The 18,925-nt window shown below is 32.6% G+C and carries 15 protein-coding genes; 5 read left to right on the forward strand and 10 right to left on the reverse strand.

The genetic code is table 11. From position 1 onward, the window contains the following. Nucleotides 1-291 precede the first annotated feature (291 nt). The 4 genes from AAFU52_RS25455 (at nucleotide 292) to AAFU52_RS25470 (ending at nucleotide 5,538) form a co-directional block, all read left to right on the forward strand. On the forward strand, nucleotides 292-825 hold the full coding sequence (locus AAFU52_RS25455) for a hypothetical protein (RefSeq protein ID WP_152538537.1): 534 nt from the start codon (nucleotides 292-294) through the stop codon (nucleotides 823-825). Between the two features lie 216 nt (nucleotides 826-1,041). Next, the gene (locus AAFU52_RS25460) at nucleotides 1,042-2,448 is read left to right on the forward strand and encodes an ATP-binding protein (protein WP_024770393.1); all 1,407 of its coding nucleotides are present in this window, start codon (nucleotides 1,042-1,044) and stop codon (nucleotides 2,446-2,448) included. Nucleotides 2,449-2,588: 140 nt separating this feature from the next. Continuing rightward, a complete protein-coding gene (locus AAFU52_RS25465) occupies nucleotides 2,589-3,893 on the forward strand; it encodes a carboxypeptidase-like regulatory domain-containing protein (protein WP_024770394.1) in 1,305 nt (434 codons plus the stop codon). A gap of 190 nt (nucleotides 3,894-4,083) precedes the next feature. Then, entirely contained in the window at nucleotides 4,084-5,538 is a 1,455-nt protein-coding gene (locus AAFU52_RS25470; RefSeq protein WP_438424326.1) for a S41 family peptidase, read from the forward strand. A gap of 28 nt (nucleotides 5,539-5,566) precedes the next feature. On the opposite strand, the gene AAFU52_RS25475 is transcribed toward AAFU52_RS25470, so the two are convergent. Beyond that, complete coding sequence (locus AAFU52_RS25475) at nucleotides 5,567-5,755, reverse strand: hypothetical protein (protein WP_035091774.1); 189 nt, start codon at nucleotides 5,753-5,755, stop codon at nucleotides 5,567-5,569. 263 nt (nucleotides 5,756-6,018) lie between these two features. On the opposite strand from AAFU52_RS25475, the gene AAFU52_RS25480 reads away from it, so the two are divergent. Beyond that, a complete protein-coding gene (locus AAFU52_RS25480) occupies nucleotides 6,019-6,612 on the forward strand; it encodes a DUF4202 domain-containing protein (protein WP_024770397.1) in 594 nt (197 codons plus the stop codon). 12 nt (nucleotides 6,613-6,624) lie between these two features. On the opposite strand, the gene AAFU52_RS25485 is transcribed toward AAFU52_RS25480, so the two are convergent. The 9 genes from AAFU52_RS25485 to AAFU52_RS25525 all read right to left on the reverse strand — a co-directional run bounded on the left by AAFU52_RS25485 (nucleotide 6,625) and on the right by AAFU52_RS25525 (nucleotide 18,909). Continuing rightward, complete coding sequence (locus AAFU52_RS25485; RefSeq protein WP_024770398.1) at nucleotides 6,625-7,485, reverse strand: N-acetylglucosamine kinase; 861 nt, start codon at nucleotides 7,483-7,485, stop codon at nucleotides 6,625-6,627. A 170-nt stretch (nucleotides 7,486-7,655) separates the two neighbouring features. Beyond that, entirely contained in the window at nucleotides 7,656-8,657 is a 1,002-nt protein-coding gene (gap, locus tag AAFU52_RS25490) for a type I glyceraldehyde-3-phosphate dehydrogenase (RefSeq protein WP_024770399.1), read from the reverse strand. Between the two features lie 58 nt (nucleotides 8,658-8,715). Further along, nucleotides 8,716-9,702: a 6-phosphofructokinase gene (pfkA, locus tag AAFU52_RS25495; protein WP_024770400.1), complete on the reverse strand. Its 987-nt coding sequence runs from the start codon at nucleotides 9,700-9,702 to the stop codon at nucleotides 8,716-8,718. Between the two features lie 235 nt (nucleotides 9,703-9,937). Further along, nucleotides 9,938-10,666, reverse strand: a complete 729-nt coding sequence (locus AAFU52_RS25500; protein ID WP_024770401.1) for a T9SS type A sorting domain-containing protein — start codon at nucleotides 10,664-10,666, stop codon at nucleotides 9,938-9,940. Between the two features lie 297 nt (nucleotides 10,667-10,963). Next, complete coding sequence (locus AAFU52_RS25505) at nucleotides 10,964-12,349, reverse strand: alpha-amylase family glycosyl hydrolase (RefSeq protein WP_438424329.1); 1,386 nt, start codon at nucleotides 12,347-12,349, stop codon at nucleotides 10,964-10,966. Nucleotides 12,350-12,377: 28 nt separating this feature from the next. Beyond that, nucleotides 12,378-14,234 (reverse strand): glycoside hydrolase family 13 protein, encoded by a 1,857-nt coding sequence (locus tag AAFU52_RS25510; protein WP_438424331.1) that lies wholly within the window; start codon nucleotides 14,232-14,234, stop codon nucleotides 12,378-12,380. 204 nt (nucleotides 14,235-14,438) lie between these two features. Beyond that, nucleotides 14,439-16,745 (reverse strand): glycoside hydrolase family 65 protein, encoded by a 2,307-nt coding sequence (locus AAFU52_RS25515; protein ID WP_438424333.1) that lies wholly within the window; start codon nucleotides 16,743-16,745, stop codon nucleotides 14,439-14,441. A 119-nt stretch (nucleotides 16,746-16,864) separates the two neighbouring features. After that, nucleotides 16,865-17,527, reverse strand: a complete 663-nt coding sequence (gene pgmB, locus AAFU52_RS25520; RefSeq protein WP_024770405.1) for a beta-phosphoglucomutase — start codon at nucleotides 17,525-17,527, stop codon at nucleotides 16,865-16,867. Then, on the reverse strand, nucleotides 17,527-18,909 hold the full coding sequence (locus AAFU52_RS25525) for an MFS transporter (RefSeq protein ID WP_024770406.1): 1,383 nt from the start codon (nucleotides 18,907-18,909) through the stop codon (nucleotides 17,527-17,529). Before AAFU52_RS25525 ends, pgmB begins: the two co-directional genes overlap by 1 nt. Nucleotides 18,910-18,925: the final 16 nt, after the last annotated feature.

Genomic DNA, 18,925 nt, shown 5'->3' on the forward strand with positions numbered 1-18,925 from the left:
AAATATATTTTAATTTATTATTCATTAAAATCAAACAAATAGGGTGTCTTCTTTCAAAAATTGTTAAAAAAAACAAAAAAAGAATTTTTAATAAACTACCCGTAACCAGAGGGTCATACGTGATTTTTATTTATAAACCACAAATAAAAATCAATACTGAACCTAAAAAAGTTACGTTTTTAACATAAAATGTTGTATATTGTCGTTGATTTTGTGTTTTACAACGATAAAAAATCATTTAAAGTAAGTAATTACTTACAAAATTTAAGTTCAACCCCAAAACCAAACTTTATGAAAAAATTTCTACCCTTATTAGCCTTGTTACTAACAAGCATAACATTTGCAAACACTAAAATTGACATTTCTTATAAATTAATGTCAGTAACAGAAAACACTGTAGTTGATGGTTTGGACGAAAATTCTGAAGAAGGTGTTATTTTCATTACAGAAAGTTTACATCTTGAAGCTGGAGTACGTATTAAAGTAAGAAACGCTTGTTTAATAATTCTTGGTGATTTAACAGGTAATGGTATTATTGATATCGATGATACAGCAACTGTAACATTAGAAGGAGATGAGCAAGGACGAATTACTTTTATTAATAAATTTTTGGCAGATGATACCTGTCAACAAACTACAGACCAAAAAACTTTTAAACATATAAAAGAAGTTCCCCAAGGCCTTAAATATAGTCTTTACAACATGTCTGGAAGATTATTAGACAAAGGAGAAGTTGATGATTATATTCAAAATTATATTGACCCGAAGACCTATTTAATTAAAATTGACGGATACAAATTAAAAAAGATAATTTTCAAAATGTGATTTAATCATTAAAAGTAAGGTTTAAAATCCACGACAATCCCCTGTCGTGGATTTTTTTAAGAATACTCTAATCCTCTGGTATATAAATCCTTAAAACATTGCTTAATATTTCAAAAAAAAACTATATTTAGCAATTATTCCCCCTAAGCTTCTCCCTAATACGCCGGTTTTTTAAATAATAAAGAACGTAAGAGCTCAACCAAAATTATTATTATTATGGCACGAATATCATGGTTCAAATCTGAAGCGGCTAGATATACTTTATATGGGATATCTTTCGGATTTGCATTTCCTATTCTGGCCACAAGTATAGACATTGCCAGACTTGACCTTGAATTCTCGTTACAATCTATAGCCTATGTACAAAGAAATTTCCCTATTCATTATATTATAGATACTGCTCCCTTATTTTTGGGTCTGTTTGCCATGTTTGGAGGTAGAAATCTAGATCAATTAAAAGAAAAAAATCAACAAATCTTAAAGGGCTCAAAATTTAAACAAGAGTTCCTTGCCAATATGAGTCATGAAATCAGAACCCCTATGGTTGGTGTTATAGGTATGATTGATTTACTTTTTAATACTACAAAACTTAATGATCTTCAAAAAGAATATGTTACTACAATTCACCAATCTTCGCATAATTTATTAGAAATCTTAAATCAAATTTTGGATCTATCAAAAATGGAAGAAGGAAAATTTAATTTATCCCCTACTCCCATTAATTTTAAAAAGTTAATCCATCAAAATGTAGATCTCTTTTTGGCCACTGCTACAGCTAAAGAAATTAATTTGATTCCTAAATACTCTGAAGAATTACCCGAAAATATAATAGCAGATGGTAATCGTTTAACTCAAGTTATTTCTAATCTTATTGGTAATGCCATTAAATTTACTAATGGTGGAGAAATACACATACATATTTCTGCTGTATCTCAAAAAAATGACCACCTAACCATTAAAGTAGAAGTGATCGACTCTGGCATTGGTATTGGAAAAAAAGATCAGGAAACACTTTTTAGTCGTTTCAGTCAATTTAATGAAGCAACTATCCTAACTGGTCAAGGAAGCGGACTAGGGCTTTCTATATGTAAAAAACTAGTAGATCTAATGCAAGGAAAACTTGGTGTAAAAAGCGAGCTCGGAAAAGGTAGTAATTTTTGGTTTACTTTTAAAACAAATATCGTCGACACACCAGTATTAGTTCAAAAAAGTAAAGTTCCTACACGAATAAAAAATTATAACTATAATTTACATGTATTGTTAGTAGAAGATTCTGAAACCAACATAATGGTATCCAAACAAATTCTAAAATACCTTGGTTGTACATCAGATATAGCAAAAGATGGGAAACAAGCATTCAACATGTTTAAAGAAGACACTTATGACCTTATCTTAATGGACATCAATCTACCAGAACTTGATGGTGTTCAAACTTGTAATCTGATTCGTAAAAACTATAAAAAAGTCCCCCCGGTAATTGCCTTAACCTCTAATGCCTTACCTGGTGATGCAGAGCGATTTATCGCCAAAGGGCTGGATGATTATATTACTAAACCCTTTACTACAGAAATTTTAAACATTAAACTCAAGAACTGGTTCGGAGATCATTACAAGTATCATTAATCCTATTTAAAACAATCAGAAATTTAACATAAGCTACTGTTTTAACGTATTGACATCAATTTTCTTCGGTAAAATTTCTTACCTTGTAATGTAGGATTAAGCTCTTTAAAAAAGAATTTACAACCAAAAAAACTCGAGCTATGAATAAAAAAAATATTTTTTTTCACAATAGATATACTGCTTTTCTATTGTTTATTTTGCTAACTCTCTCATACTCTGCTCATATACAAGCATTCACCTATTTTCAAGATAGTAATCAAGATGACACCAACTATAATGAATACAAAGGATATTTACTCGATAATGAGACCAATCGTCCTTTAGTATCAGCATCTATTACTGTAAATGAAACTAATATTTCTACGGTTACAAATGATGAAGGGAAATTTTCATTAAAAGTTCCTAAAAATATGGCTAATGGTAAAATAACGGCCTCATATCTTGGATACAGAGACAAGGTAATTATGCTATCAAAATTTAATGGTAAGGAATTAAAAATAAAACTTAATGTCTCTGTCACCGAATTATCCGAAGTTAATATTGATCCAAAGGATCCAAATGCACTTATACGTGAAGTAATAAAAAGAAAAGGAAGCAATTACCTTAATGAAAACAGTATTATGACTGCTTTTTATAGAGAAACTATCAAAAAACGTAGAAGCTATGTTTCTCTTTCTGAAGCCGTAGTAGATGTTTATAAAAATCCTTATGAATCCACAAAAACAGATATCATCAAGCTTTTTAAAGCACGAAAAAGTGCTGATTATAAAAAACTAGACACACTTACATTAAAATTACAGGGAGGGCCTACCAGTACACTTTATATTGATGTGATGAAAAATCCTGAGATTCTTTTTACAGAAAATATGACCGATACTTATGCCTTTAGTTTCGATAAGTCCACAAAAATTCATGATCAGTATATTTATGTATTAAATTTTAAACAACGCTCTTACATAAAAGAGCCATTGTATTACGGAAAATTGTATATAGATGCCGAAACATTAGCAATGACCAAAGCCGTCTTTAGTCTTAATATGGAAAATAAAGAAGAGGTTAGTAAAATGTTTGTTAGAAAAAAACCAAAAAAAGCAAAAGTATACCCTACCCAGGCATCTTATACTATTGATTATCGCCAAAAAGATGGGAAATGGTACTATGGTTATGGAAGGATTGATCTTGTCGTAAAAATCAATTGGAAAAAGAAGTTATTTAACTCAGTCTATAAACTAAATGTAGAAATGGCGGTTACCGATTGGAAAAAAAATATCAATAATGAAACCGTTAGACCAAGAGACCAGTTAAAATCTTCTGTAGTAATTAGTGATGAAGCATCTGGATTCTCTGATCCAGTATTCTGGGGTGAATATAATGTTATAGAACCAGAAAAATCTATAGAATCAGCAATCAAAAAAATACAAAGGCAACTGCGAAAATTAAACTAAAAACAGAACAATTTGCAATCTAAAAAGAGTATGTTTTCATACTCTTTTTTTAGTAAACTCATTTTATTAAATTCAATAATACATAAAATTCACTCAACAATTTCATTACTTTTACATCTGGGAAAATAAAAAGATTGCAACAATAGGCAATCTAAAGAAGTCAATTAAGTTATATCGTTAAAATCATCTAATGAAAAAAATACAGTGTTTTGTACTTTTTTGCACACTTACCTGTGTACTTTCTGCACAAAAACGTATGGATTCTCTTGGGGTTAGAGAAGATTTCAGAATTTTTGAAAATATCCTTAAAAAAGGACATCCAAGTTTATATGAATATATTGATCAAGATTCTTTAGAGTATGTCTTTAAGGTTGTAAAAGAATCTTTGACTACAACAGATTCTGATATAAAATTATATCAAAACATGCTGGAGGTTACAGATAAAATAAAAGATGGACATCTTTTATTTTTTGCTCCCAATACCATAAAAACAGATCAATATTATTTTCCTTTGATTCTTAAATTGATAAATACCGAGTTTTATACAGATACGGATGATTTTGATATCCCGATAGGTTCAAAAATTAATCAAATTAATGGCCACCAAGCCCATGAAATTTTACATCGCCTAAAGAAATATGTATCTAGTGATGGATATAATCTCACCCGTAAATATCGAGAAATAGAGTTAAAATTCGGATTATACTTTGCGTATGAATATGGTGTTGAGAAAAAATTTAGTATTGACTATACAGCCCCAGATGGAACAGAAACAAATAAAGTCTTACCAGCAGAATCTTTTGTAACCGTAAGACTTAGAAATGCCAAGCGTAATTCTTATTTTGCTAAATACCATAAGCAGGAAAATGGTTTTGATTACTTTGATACATTTATTAATAACAAAAGCCCATTTGTATATTACAAAGAAGACTTAAATACGGCTGTTTTGGTTGTCAATTCATTTAGAGGAGACATCAGGATTTTTAAATCAAATCTGATAAAAATTTTCAAAGAAATAAATAAAAAGAAAATTAGCAATCTTGTTGTTGATGTTCGACAAAATGATGGAGGTTTTAGATCTAATGCTGTACATTTATTCTCGTTTATAACCAACAATCTATTTAAACAGATAACTAGTGAATATGTCGCTTCACTTGCCATTCCGGAGCGAAAATATGTCACTAGAACGTATCTTAGTGAAAAGCATTTTTTAAAAGATAAGTTTTATAATCATCCTATATATGATGGATGGAAACTGGTTTTTGATGATATGGAAGCTATTATGGTTCCTGATAAAGATAGGTTTCGAGGAAATGTATATGTGCTTGCCGGAGGAACAACTTTTTCTGCAGGATCTACCTTTGCGCTAAATGTAAAAAATGATCCAAATATTATTTTAATAGGAGAAGAGACCGGTGGTGGATATCATTTTTCTAATGGAGAATTTCCTGTGTATTATGAATTTCCTAATTCCAAAATAATAATGGTAATGTATATGGAAAAGATCAACCACTATATAAAAGACAAAAGAGTCCCTAAAGGCTCTGGTGTACTTCCTGATAGGCAAACTATATTCTCTATTGATGATTTAATCTCTGGTAGAGATCCTGATCTGGATTATGTTCTAAAATTGATTCGTGGCTAAGTAAAAGCTAGCTTCTTACTATCCTAAATTATGCAATATATGTATTTACACTAGTGACTAATTCACAAGAATTATGCAACATTTGCTTAAATCTTAATGCAAGATGCTCATCGTTAAACTTCATCGCCTCACTAATACTATTAGATAATACCAGTTCGCCGATAAGATATTCAACAAAATAACTTTGATCATTTGTTAAAAGTACATATTCTGTCATACAGTAATTTATTTTCTGAACTATATTTTATGATTGTACAGTTCCATAAAGTTCGTCAGTAAAAATAAGTTTAAAACTTACTCGAAAAGATAAAGGAGTAGAATACTTTTACACAGAAGTATTAACAATTATATCCTACACATACATTATAAGTATTGTTGTATATTTTAATATAATCCTGATGATTATCAATTTTGAAAATTCTTAATGGTATTACTTAAACAAATGCTTTAAATTTGTTAACGCACTAAAAACGATCTCATATGCCAATAGACAAACTAGCAGAGGCTTACATTAATATTGATAAAGCGAATGCAGAAGACCCTAATAAGGAAGAAATAAATAATGTATTTGTTTCCAAAGAATTAATCTATGGTCAACGAATGACAGATACTATTGAGGATTTTGAACCAAACGCCCCTGAAGCCCTTAAACTTGCTGCTAGATCACAACATATTTGTAGGTGGAAAATCCCTCGTAAAAATTATGCAATGGATCGTATTGGTTATCTAAAATGGAGAGAAGAGCTAAAACGGTTTCATGCATTAAAAGCCTCAGAAATTCTTGAAAAGGTTGGTTACGATACAGAAACGATTAACCGGGTATCTTTTTTGATTCAAAAGAAAAAATTAAAAAAGGATAAGGATACACAGACTTTAGAAGATGTGATCTGTCTAGTTTTTCTTAATTTTTACTATGAAGATTTTCTAGCTAAACATACCGATCAAAAAATAATTGATATCCTTCAAAAAACCTGGCGTAAAATGTCTGAAAAAGGTCATGAATCTGCACTACAACTTTCCTATTCAGAAAAAGCTTTAGACTTAATTAAAGAAGCATTGAGTAAAGATTCCTGACCTATATTAAATTTAATTTTTTTTTTTAATTACTTCATTGCGATAGTAATCAATAATTCCATCAATAGGTCTTCTTACTATATTACCAACTTTTAGGTGATATGGCCAGACTGCTGCTCTTATAATATCTTCACTAAAATGAGCTATCGAACCAATAAAATGTATAGGTACATGTTGTGATTCTGGAAAACAAAGTACTCTGGTTTCTATAAATTCTTGAATACCTTCGGTAATAATTTTATAAAAATAACCATTACGTTCACTGGTAAAAATAAATTCTGCAAAAGAAGCTAGGTATGTATTAGGATTTTCTCTTTTGTATAGATTTTCCTTAATTGAATCTGAAGAAAGGTCAAAACGTTTTTCAAATTCTGATGCTATTTCGGGAGGCATTCTTTTATAGTAATAATCGCGTATCAGTTTTTTTCCAAAGTGATTTCCACTAGCCTCATCCATAAGAATATATCCAAGAGAATCTACAGACATATGAATATCTTCGCCATCAAAGTAACAACTATTAGATCCTGTTCCTAAAATACATATAATCCCAGGTTCTGTTGTAGCTGCATACACTGCTGCAACCATATCTTCTTTAACGACAATTTCGGCTCCAATAAAAAAATCTTCAAAGATCTTTTTCAACATTACTGCTGGCTTTGTTGTACCGCATCCAGCTCCATAGAAATGAACAGTATCAATTTTATCTCGATAAGAAGAAAGTTTATCATTTTTTCTAACTCTTTCTTCTAAGAGAGATTTCTCAAATACAGCAGGGTTTAACCCTTCTGTACGGGTTTTAAAAACGATTTCCCCTACATCATCCAGAAGAATCCAATCGCATTTAGTAGAACCGCCATCAGCTAATAAAATCATTTAAAAATTTGTTATGTGGTTAGCAAATAGAATAAATACTCTGATTTATTCTTTTGAATTTGATATGCTATCATATTGCGCGTAATCGAGGAATATTGATCTCTAATTACCACTTTTCGATTACGCCCAATGCAACAGTTAATACTATACTTTATAAGTTATATACTAATTTATAAATTACCTACATGCATAGATAAGTCAACTAACTTCGTAGAATACCCATATTCATTATCATACCAGGATATCAGCTTAAAGAAATTCTCATTAAGTGCAATTCCTGCATTAGCATCAAATACAGAAGTTTGTGATTCTCCTACAAAATCCTGAGATACTACTGCTTCTTCGGTATATCCAAGAATACCTTTTAATTCATTCTCAGAAGCCTTCTTTACAACAGCCTTAAGTTCTTCGTAAGAAACTGATTTTTTAGTTTTCACAGTAAGATCTACTACAGAAACATCTACTGTAGGCACTCTAAATGCCATACCTGTTAATTTTCCTTTTAATGCTGGAATTACTTTGGTAACTGCTACTGCAGCACCTGTAGTAGAAGGAATGATATTATTTAATGCACTACGCCCTAATCTATAGTTCTTTCTCGATGGAGAATCTACTGTAGCCTGTGTAGCTGTAGCAGAGTGTACTGTGGTCATCAACCCTTCTTCTATTCCAAAATTATCATCTATAACTTTTGCTAACGGAGCTAAACAATTTGTAGTACATGAAGCATTAGAAACAATGGTATCAGAAGCTTTTACATCATTATGATTCACTCCCATTACAAACATTGGTACATCTTTTGAAGGAGCAGAAATCACTACTTTCTTAGCTCCTGCTTTAAGATGGGCATCTGCTGTTCCTAGTGTGGTAAAGATTCCTGTACAATCCATAACTACGTCTACTTCTACTGCACCCCATTTTAGATCTTCTGGATTACGTTCGGCGGTTACTCGAATTTCTTTTCCATTGACAACAAGATTACCGTTTTTAACTTCGATAGTTCCATCAAATTTTCCGTGTACCGAATCATATTCTAATAAGTAAGCTAAATGCTCTACATCTAATAAATCATTAATTGCTACTATCTCTACATTATCACGTTTAGAAGCAATTCTAAAAGCAATTCTTCCAATTCTACCGAAACCGTTAATTCCAATTTTTAACGTACTCATATTTAAAAATTTAGTTGTTTTTATTAATTTATACTGACTGTGGTTATACTATTTAAAATTATACAGAAGTAATATCTGCTACTTTTATTAATCCATCATGTTTATGAGGTCTTTTATCTAATGCAGTCTTAAGAGGTACAATAGTGACAACCTTATGAACAATCCCAATCATTACTTCGCTTTTACCATCTAATAGTGCTTCTACCGCTCCTACTCCAAGTTTACTGGCTAGTACGCGATCATAGCAGCTTGGTGGTCCACCTCGTTGGATGTGCCCGAGTACAGATACTCTTACTTCATAATCATTAAGATTTTCTTCGACATATTCTCCTAATTCAAAAATATTCTTACCAGATTTGTCACCTTCTGCTACTACAATTATGCTCGAGGTTTTTCCGGTTTTCTTACTTTTCCTTAACGATTCTATAAGTCGCTCTACTCCCATATCCTCTTCGGGAATCAAAATCTCCTCTGCTCCTGCTCCAATACCTGCATTTAAAGCAATATCTCCTGCATCACGTCCCATTACTTCGATTAAAAACAATCGATTATGAGAACTTGCTGTATCTCTAATCTTATCAATTGCCTCTACCACTGTATTTAAGGCTGTGTCGTATCCTATAGTGTAATCTGTACCATTAATATCATTATCGATAGTACCTGGGATACCTACTACCGGAAAATTAAATTCTTCTGATAATTTTAAAGCTCCTGTAAAACTTCCATCACCACCGATGACAACAAGTGCATCAATACCATTCTTAATCAGATTTTCATATGCTTTCTGCCTACCTTCTACAGTTCTAAACTCTTTTGATCTGGCAGATTTAAGAAAAGTTCCTCCTTTATTTATAACATTACGAACAGATCGTGCATTTAGTTCTTCAACTTCATTATTAATAAGACCTTCATACCCTTTATAAATACCAAAACATTTTATAGTATAATAACTACACGCTCTAACTACTGCACGGATTGCCGCATTCATCCCTGGAGCATCTCCCCCAGAAGTTAGTACGGCTATATTTTTAACTTTTTTTGTCATTGAGCCAAATCTATCGTTATTGGTAGTAATAACCTAATTTGCCAAAAAACTAAAACGTTTTCGGTTAATAAATTCAGCTTTTACTGACAAAAAATGCATTATTTTAACACATATTCGCACATTACGTTAAGAATAAATTAATGAGTTTAAAATTGTAGAAAAATAAAAACGACTCGCAATAGCAAGTCGTTTTTGTAAATTAATATTTCTTATTTTAAGTATTCTCTATTCAGTACTATTTTACAAATTGTTTAGTAATTATCTTATCGTCCTCTGTATATACCTTTATTATATAGTTTCCTTTTGGTAATTTTTTAATGTTAATCGAATTGGTTGTAGAAACACCTAATAATCTAGAATTTAAATCATAAATTTCACTCTTTTTGATAAAACCAGAATATTGGATAACCACTCTGTCTTTACCAGGATTAGGATATATCTTCAGGCTATTTATATTGGGTGTGCCAGATTCTAAAGATACTTTATTTCCTTCACCGCCATTAGCACCAGGAAATATTTCTCCTGTAGAGCTTCCTGTTACAGACTTACCACAATCTTTCATTTCTATTCCGGTCCATCTAATTACCCATTCCCTATTCTTTGCTGTACTAGCTCTTAATGGATTTGGAAAATTAAGTGATCCAACTGTTGGTAAATCAGAAGGTGCATCTGCCCATCTTAGATATATTCTAAATCCTGTAGGCGTAGCATTATAAATAGACGAGGTCCCAGAGATATACCAATGAAATCCTTTGTTACCTATAGACTCCAGAGTTACTAAATAATGTGGAGTTGTTTTAAAAGCACATGCTGTGGTATTTACATCTACATAGATTCCTGTTGTGTTATAATTAACCCAGTCATTTGGAGAGGTAACACCTTGCCCCATTTTTATTTGTCCCTGCACTACCACAAGGCAAAAAATAGCTAAAATTGTTAAAGAAATAGTTTTAAGAGATTTCATAATAAAAAGGTTTTAAGAATTAAAAAAGTGAGTTGCTTTCTTTACTTGTTTAGTATAAAACAACGTTTTTCTAAGATACTACAAACCTCAAAAATTAGCTTATGGAATACCAGTAAAAAAAAGAACAAATCTCCTTATTTTTTAATTCAAAAAACATAATAACCATATGATAATCAGATATTTAAAATAAACAAATAATACATTAAGAATTAGATTTAAAATTGATATTTAACATTTTATTAACTAATAATTTCCCCAAAAATAACTTGTGTTTTAGTTCTAAACCCAATACCTATATCATTCTTCAATCAAAATCTGATATTGCCATGGAGCAAATTCGTATGCTGCACCTGGTAATGCTTCTATTGTTTCTCCAGAAAGGTAATCTGTAAACTTTCCTTCATATGTCAAAGTAAATTTTATTGGTTGCTTTGTCATATTTGCAATAAAGACCACTTTATTACCTTCTTTTTCTCTTAGAAATGCTAACACATTAGTATCATTCGAAGTTTTAATACGAGTGTATGAAGCTGCATTTTTACCACCATGTAATGCTGGATTTGTATTTTTTAGTGTTCCTAATTTCTCATATAACGGGAAAAATTTGCCTTGTTTTTTTATAATAGTATCCTTATCAAAAAACAAAAGGCGTTTATCCATATCATATTCCTGTCCAGAATAAATCAAGGGCATACCTGGTGCAAGGTATGTAAGTGCTGCGAGCATCTCTTTTGCTTCTCCCATTCTTTCATCGACCGTACCATTCCAGGAGTTTTCATCATGATTTGATGTAAAGTTCATTAGAATATCATCTTTTGCATACATGGTATCTATCTGGGTCATTCTTTTATCCCATTCAGTAACATTAGCTTTTCCCTGGGCAATATCATTCATTTTATGATGCGTATCCCATCCATATCCCATGTCAAAAGCATTTTCTAATAATTCTGGCTCCCAACCTTCGGCTAACATAAATACAGGTTTAATCTTTTTAAATTCTGCTACAGTTTTATCCCAAAAATCTACAGGAACCATCCCTGCCACATCACATCTAAAACCATCTACACCTTCTTCTTTTAACCAATACAGCATATCATTTTTCATCTGCTCACGCATCTCCTGGTTGTCATAATTAAGATCTGCTACGTCGGTCCAATCTGTACCTTCTGTATGTGTAATAGCACCGTTTTTATCTTTGGTGTAATATTCGGGATGCTCTTTTAACCAAACATGATCCCAACCGGTGTGATTAGCCACCCAATCCAAAATCACATAAATCCCATTATCATGGGCAGTTTTTACTAATGCTCTAAAATCTTCGATAGTCCCAAATTCTGGATTGACCTTTGTATAGTCAGATACAGCATAATAACTTCCTAATGATCCTTTACTTTTGGTTGTAGAGATAGGATATATCGGCATTATCCATACTACTTTAACTCCTAGTTTTTTAAGAACAGGAATATCTTTGGTAAATGCACTAAAAGTACCTTCTTCAGAATATTGACGAATATTAGCTTCATAAATAACTGCATTTTCCATCATGGCATCGTCAATCGATGGCAGTACTTCTTTTATTTCTTCCAAAACTTCAGTCTTGGCAGTGGTAGTTTCTTCTTTTTTTGTCTTTCCGCAGGAAAAAAGCATTCCAATTGCGACAAGACTTAAGATTATCTTTTTCATTTATTTTAATTTATTAGGTGGTTATATTTTATTTTAAATCCAATATCATTGATGTCTTAGCCGGTATATTAAAATCCTCGGTGATACCTATATTAGAATCAGTAATAATATCGGTTCCGACACTATAGTTTTTTATACCTTCTTTGAATCGCGTAATATCTAACTGTTGGTCTTTTAAGCTATTATTAATAACTACCATTACGCTTTTCTCTTCATTATACCTGAAGTATACATATACATTATCAAAAGGAATGAATTGTAATAGTTTCCCGGTATGAATTACGGCTGCCTGCTGTCTCCATTTTAAGACTTTGCTCGTAAAAGAGTAAAATGCTTCCTGGTCATTGGTTCTTCCATTTTTGATTTCTGAAGACAAAAAGGCGTTTTTTGTATCTCCCTGCCATCCACCAGGAAAATCTCGACGAATATCACCATCGCCTTTTTTATCACGATTGCCCAACATACCTATTTCATCTCCATAATATATTTGAGGAATGCCGCGCGTGGTAAATATCAACGTCATCGCCATTTTATAGGTATCAATATCTCCTTGATATATCTCATTAATACGATTTGTATCATGGTTTCCTGCAAATAATAGAATATTGTTGATATCGGGATATAGAAAATCATTTGTGAAGTTATTATATACCCTGATCATTCCTTTATCCCAAGAATTTTCATCTTCATTAAATAATATTGTAATGGCATCATGAAGCGTAAAATCCATTACCGATGGTAAGTGAGAATTGTAGTTATCAATAGCTCCAATTTTACTATTTTTTTGCCAGTATGCTATCTGCGCCTGATTGTGCATCCATACCTCTCCTACAATATTAAAATTAGGATATTCGTCCATAATCGCTTTGGTCCATTTGGCTATCCCATCTTTATCGTTATAAGAATAGGTATCTACTCTAAAACCATCCAGATCGGCATATTCTACCCACCAAATTGCATTTTGGGTAATATACTTAAGAAGTAAAGGGTTACTTTGGTTCATATCTGGCATTGTAGTATCAAACCACCCGTTCATACATCCTTTACTATCTATTTGTGAAGCATTATCATCAAACTGGGTAGTCATACGATAATTACTACGTCTGAAACCTTCTGGCCACTGATGTATCCAATCTTTAGTCGGTAAATCTTTTATCATCCAATGCTTAGACCCCCAATGATTTGTTACATAATCCATAACCAGTTTCATATCCTGTTTATGCATTTCTGAAGCTAATCGTTTATAGTCTTCATTGGTTCCATATCTTGGATCTATTGTATACAAATCGCTTTGCGCATAGGTATGATATGAATATGTTGATTCATTATCCTCTAGCAATGGAGTACTCCATAATGCCGTAACTCCCAAATCTTTAAGGTAATCCAAGTGATCAATTACTCCTTGAATATCGCCTCCATGGCGTCCTCCGGGATTAGAACGATCTGCTTTTTCTACTGTATCCTTATGAGAATCATTCTCGGGGTTACCATTTGCGAACCGATCCGGCATGATTAAATACATCACATCACTACTATCAAATCCTTTTCTTTCTGCAGAATTTTCTCTCCTGGATTTAAATTGATACTGTTGAGAAAAGACTACACTACCATTCTCTTTAAAATCAATTGAAACTGTACCTGCTTTAACTTCTTTAGTATCTAAGGTTATAAACAGGTAGTTTGGGTTTTCAGTTTTTGTAATATCCCTAATCGTTATATCTTTACTCTCTACGTTATATTTAGCAATATCTTTTCCGTAGCAAAGTACTTGAAGCTCGTCATGATGCATAGCACTCCACCAAAATGGAGGTTCCATTTTTTCTACCTGTGCCTGGGCTAACGCGATAAAACACAAGGACAACAATATAATTAGTTTACGTTTCATTTTTATATATTTTGTATTTATAGAAATGTAGGTATCAACATTTTTTTGAAAACAATTAGTCTAGCGAAAAAAAAGTATTACTATTTCTTTAAGCAGAGTCGAATAAGTAGGGTTCATTCATCTTAATACAGCTCGACTCTGCTCTCTAGAAAAGGTTGGGGGGCAAAACTCTTATTATAAAATCTATTTCTTAGCAATAGTATATCACACAGTTATTAAACTGTTGGGAGAAATTCTAAACTCCTTATTATCTACATAAATTAATAATTCCTTAGTACCTTCAAGAGTAAACGATGTTCCTTCTTGAGATACCTTTACTTTAAGAATTTGATTTCTGAAATTTACATTGAAGGTATACCCTTTCCATTCCTTAGGAATTTTAGGAGAAAAAGACAGGGTATCGTTTTTAATTCTAAGTCCTCCGAATCCTTCAACAATGCTCATCCATGTACCTGCCATACTTGTGATATGCAGTCCTTCTTCAACTTCTTTATTATAATCATCCAGGTCTAATCTTGAGGTTCTCAGGTAAAAAGTATACGCCTGATCCATTCTATCTAAGCTAGCCGCTTGAATACTATGAACACATGGTGAAAGTGAAGATTCATGCACTGTAAACGGTTCATAGAAATCAAAATGTCGTGTCAATTCTTCTTTGGTAAATTGATCCTCGAACATATAAAACCCTTGAAGTATATCAGCTTGTTTTATATAAGGAGAACGCAATATTCGATCCCAACTCCACTTTTGATTAATAGGACGTTGCGACATTTCCAAATTGTTCACTGTGATCAATTCTTTATCTAAGAATCCATCCTGTTGTAAGTATACCTGATGCTTTTCTGAATATGGAAAATACATCTTATCAGCTACTTCCAGCATTGCATTGATTTCTTCTTGATCTAAATTGGTCTTTTCTATAATCCTGTGATAGTCACTCGTATATTGAGCTTTTATCTTATTAACGTTTTCAATACAATACTCGATACACCATTTTGCCAAATAATTAGTATACCAATTGTTATTGACATTATTTTCATATTCATTAGGCCCTGTAACTCCAAGGATCACATATTTATTTTTATCTGTAGAGAATGTTGCTCTTTGATGCCAGAAACGAGCTATGGCGATCATTACTTCTAACCCTTTCTCTGTAACATAATTATAATCATCTGTGTACCTAACATAATTGTAGATTGCAAATGTCATTGCACCATTACGATGTATTTCTTCAAAGGTGATTTCCCATTCATTATGGCATTCTTCTCCGTTCATAGTTACCATAGGATATAATGCAGCACCATTGGTAAAACCAAGTTTTTTTGCATTCTCTATAGCTTTTTCGAGATGATTATAACGATAGGTCAATAAATTACGTGCTACACCTTGATCTTTGGTAGCCATATAAAACGGAATACAATACGCTTCGGTATCCCAATATGTACTTCCTCCATATTTCTCACCTGTAAATCCTTTAGGCCCGATATTTAATCTTGCATCTTTACCAAGATATGTTTGATTGAGTTGAAAAATATTAAATCGAATTCCTTGTTGTGCTTTTACATCTCCTTCGATTACAATATCGGCCATTTCCCATACTCTAGACCACGCCTTTTTTTGTAAATCCAAAAGAGCATTAAATCCAGATTCTGAAGCTTGCTTAAGTATTTCTTTGCTAGCCTCTTGCAGATCTTCTTCTTTATGATTAAGAGATACTGTATATCCTCCAAACTTTGTGATACCTGCCGTCTCTCCTTTACGAACCTGAATAGTATATTTTAAATGTATGTATGTACCGTTAGCCTCTACTTTTGGGGATATATCTTTTTGTATACTATTTACAAAAATCTTATTTGACATTCCTGTACACACATGATAATCAGTCTTCATGGTTTTAGATAAGATATATGCAGAGTTTTCTTCGTGTGCCAGGTTATAGGTATCCCAAAACTTATCATCCCAGTTCGTATCTTCATTCATGATTCCCGAATCCAGATATGGTACCAATGTTATGGTAGCTTCTTGATTCACAGGAGTTATTTCATATTTAATTGCACCTACTTCATCCAAGTCCAGGCTTAGAAAACGTGTAGATGTAACGGATACTTCTATATTATTGGGTAAAACGGCATGAAATGAGCGTTGATACCAACCCTCTTTCATATTTAGTTCTCTTCTAAAATTGGTTATTGATTTACATGTATATAAATCTAGCTTCTCTCCATCAACTTCTATATCGATACCGATCCAGTTTGGAGCATTTAATACTTTGGCAAAATACTCTGGATATCCATTTTTCCACCAACCTACTCTGGTTTTATCTGGATAATACACTCCAGCTATATAGCTTCCCTGAAAAGTAGGACCAGTATATGTTTCTTCAAAATTGGCGCGCTGCCCCATAGCTCCATTACCAATACTAAAAAGGCTTTCTGATGACTTAACTCGTTCTACATCAAACCCTTCTTCAATAATTGACCAGTTATCTGGTTTTATATAATCCTGATTCATTTATTCTTTTTTATTCATTTTTAGTAATCAGACCTGTACAGATATACGTCTGTCTAAAACATGCCATGAATTTTATCCAAAATTTTTAGGATGAATTGCTGTGGCTTTCTATATTCTTACTAAACTTTTTTGGCCGTGACCAATTGATTTATAAATTCTTCTTTTATTTCTGTGAAATCTTTAAAAATGTAATCTGCTTCGTGTAGTACTTCTTGATTACCAATACCAATACTAATCATATTGGCGATATTTGCAGCCTTAATTCCGGCAACAGAATCTTCGAATACAATACAGTTTTCTGGGGAGATCCCCAATCCTTTGGCGCCTAATAAAAATACTTCAGGATCTGGTTTAGCTTTAGAAACATTCGTTCCATCTACGATTGTATTAAACTTATCATAGAGCTGTACTTTTTCTAAAATCGCCCTGGCATTTTTACTTGCAGAACCCAAAGCAATTGCTTGTTTCTCCAAAATCAAATATTCCAAAATTCTCGGCACATCGGGTAGGATTTCACTAGCATCCATCTCAGAGATATAAGTGAGATACTCTGTATTCTTTTCAGACATCAATTGACTAAATTTTTCTTCTGATATGGTTTTGTTTCCCCATTCCAGAATCTTTTCTAGTGATTGTACCCTACTTACTCCTTTTAGTTGTTCATTCTGTTCTTCAGAAAAAGAAATTCCAAGACTATCGGCAAGTTTTTGCCAGGCCTTAAAATGGTATTTTGCAGTATCGACGATAACACCATCGAGATCAAATATAAATGCTTTTTTCATTACTCTATCTCGCCTTTTGGGTTATACGTTATAGCATCTTTATTTACAATCAACAAATTACACATCCCTGCAATGATCAAACTTATTCCTGCTACCAGCATTGCATTAATCGTTTCACTTCCTATAAGTTTGTATGCAAAATTAACTCCGCCTATAGCTGCTACAATTTGAGGAATCACAATAAACATATTAAATATCCCCATGATGACTCCCATTTTCTTTGGGTCTACAGCACTTGATAACATAGCATATGGCATCGATAGAATACTTCCCCAGGCAAAGCCTACCAAAGTAAAAGAAAGAAATAACCACTCTTGTGAAGGAATAAAATACATCGATATAAAACCGAGACCTCCCAAAATTAGAGATCCAAAGTGAACCCATTTTCTATTAATTCTTTTTCTCGAAGTATAAAAAGTTAATATCAAGGCAAAAGCCATAGAGGACAATCCATATGTCCCCATATATCGACCAACTTGGTTAGATGATTTTTGAAATGCTGTATTTGCTTTTTCAAATGCTGCAACCGACTCTGGGATATCCATATTAAATGTTGATTCGACTGGTGCAGGAGTATTAAACACATGTTCTGTTAAGGCCGGATTTGCAAGACTCCACATAGTAAAAAAGGCAAACCAGCTAAAAAACTGGATAAGCCCAAGTTTTTTCATAGTAAGTGGCATACTTCCGATATTATTCAAAATATCAGGTATAAATTGGTTCTTTTTCTTCTTTTCTAGTTTAAATTCTTCCATATCCTCGGGAGGATATTCAGAAGTTGTAAAAACGGTATATAAAATACTAGCAAGAAAAACAAAAGCTCCAATAGCAAAAGCTATTTTTACCGACAGAGGGATCACACCGTTTGGAGCAGCATCACTTACCCCCATTTGAGAAATCATCCAAGGTAAATTACTAGCTACCCAGGTACCAATACCTATAATAAGTGTTTGAGTAACAAATCCGTATGATCGTTGAGATTCTGGTAATTTATCTGCTACCAAAGCTCTAAATGGTTCCATAGAAATATTTATAGAAGCATCCAGAATCCATAAAAATCCTGCTGCTACCCATAAAACCGGGGAATGAGGCACCAAAAACAGCGCTATAGAACTTAGTACTGCTCCAATTAAAAAGTAAGGTCTACGTCGACCCCATCTTGGGCTCCAGGTACGATCACTTAAGTATCCTATAATTGGTTGAACCAAAAGACCTGTCAAAGGAGCTGCAATCCACAATAAAGGTATTGCATCTTTTTCTGCACCTAAGGTTTGGAAAATTCTAGACATAAATCCGCCTTGCAGTGCAAAACCGAATTGAATCCCCAGAAAACCGAAACTCATGTTCCAAATTTCCCAGAAACTTAATTTACGCTTGTTCATCAAGTAAATGTTTAAT

The sequence above is a fragment of the Aquimarina macrocephali genome (assembly GCF_051627225.1).
In the GTDB taxonomy this organism is placed as follows: domain Bacteria; phylum Bacteroidota; class Bacteroidia; order Flavobacteriales; family Flavobacteriaceae; genus Aquimarina; species Aquimarina macrocephali.

Coding starts and splice junctions, on each gene's coding strand:
- AAFU52_RS25455 (WP_152538537.1), top strand. CDS start 292: ATGAAAAAATTTCTACCCTTATTAGCCTTGTTACTAACAAGCATAACA.
- AAFU52_RS25460 (WP_024770393.1), top strand. CDS start 1,042: ATGGCACGAATATCATGGTTCAAATCTGAAGCGGCTAGATATACTTTA.
- AAFU52_RS25465 (WP_024770394.1), top strand. CDS start 2,589: ATGAATAAAAAAAATATTTTTTTTCACAATAGATATACTGCTTTTCTA.
- AAFU52_RS25470 (WP_438424326.1), top strand. CDS start 4,084: ATGAAAAAAATACAGTGTTTTGTACTTTTTTGCACACTTACCTGTGTA.
- AAFU52_RS25475 (WP_035091774.1), bottom strand. CDS start 5,755: ATGACAGAATATGTACTTTTAACAAATGATCAAAGTTATTTTGTTGAA.
- AAFU52_RS25480 (WP_024770397.1), top strand. CDS start 6,019: ATGCCAATAGACAAACTAGCAGAGGCTTACATTAATATTGATAAAGCG.
- AAFU52_RS25485 (WP_024770398.1), bottom strand. CDS start 7,485: ATGATTTTATTAGCTGATGGCGGTTCTACTAAATGCGATTGGATTCTT.
- gap (WP_024770399.1), bottom strand. CDS start 8,657: ATGAGTACGTTAAAAATTGGAATTAACGGTTTCGGTAGAATTGGAAGA.
- pfkA (WP_024770400.1), bottom strand. CDS start 9,702: ATGACAAAAAAAGTTAAAAATATAGCCGTACTAACTTCTGGGGGAGAT.
- AAFU52_RS25500 (WP_024770401.1), bottom strand. CDS start 10,666: ATGAAATCTCTTAAAACTATTTCTTTAACAATTTTAGCTATTTTTTGC.
- AAFU52_RS25505 (WP_438424329.1), bottom strand. CDS start 12,349: ATGAAAAAGATAATCTTAAGTCTTGTCGCAATTGGAATGCTTTTTTCC.
- AAFU52_RS25510 (WP_438424331.1), bottom strand. CDS start 14,234: ATGAAACGTAAACTAATTATATTGTTGTCCTTGTGTTTTATCGCGTTA.
- AAFU52_RS25515 (WP_438424333.1), bottom strand. CDS start 16,745: ATGAATCAGGATTATATAAAACCAGATAACTGGTCAATTATTGAAGAA.
- pgmB (WP_024770405.1), bottom strand. CDS start 17,527: ATGAAAAAAGCATTTATATTTGATCTCGATGGTGTTATCGTCGATACT.
- AAFU52_RS25525 (WP_024770406.1), bottom strand. CDS start 18,909: ATGAACAAGCGTAAATTAAGTTTCTGGGAAATTTGGAACATGAGTTTC.